Source organism: Chromohalobacter sp. HP20-39, from assembly GCF_033052815.1.
Classification (GTDB): domain Bacteria; phylum Pseudomonadota; class Gammaproteobacteria; order Pseudomonadales; family Halomonadaceae; genus Chromohalobacter.
This window is the reverse complement of the sequence record NZ_JAWHTP010000628.1, coordinates 1-276: the sequence shown is the minus strand read 5'-3', so window position 1 is coordinate 276 and position 276 is coordinate 1. Positions and strand designations below refer to the sequence as shown.

Genomic DNA, 276 nt, shown 5'->3' with positions numbered 1-276 from the left:
CCCAGGTCGACGCCGGCTCGCTCGGCCTCGTCGTGCAGGCCCTCGACGACGCGCGCCCGCGGCTGGCCTGGCGGGCCGACAGCGCGATGAACCCGGCCTCGCTAACCAAGCTCGTCACCGCGATGGCCGCGCTGGACACCCTGGGCCCGGCCTGGCAGTGGCAGACGCCGGTCTGGCTGACCGAGGACGGCGGCCTATCGCTGCAGGGCAGCGGCGACCCGCGGCTGACGCCCGAGCGGCTCTGGGCCGGCCTCAAGCGGCTGGGCGTGACCGAGC

Annotated in this window: 1 protein-coding gene; it reads left to right on the top strand. The window is 76.4% G+C overall.

The window, feature by feature from the left end:
* On the top strand, window positions 1-276 hold a 276-nt coding region (locus tag RVY79_RS19470), incomplete at both ends, for a D-alanyl-D-alanine carboxypeptidase (RefSeq protein ID WP_317466221.1).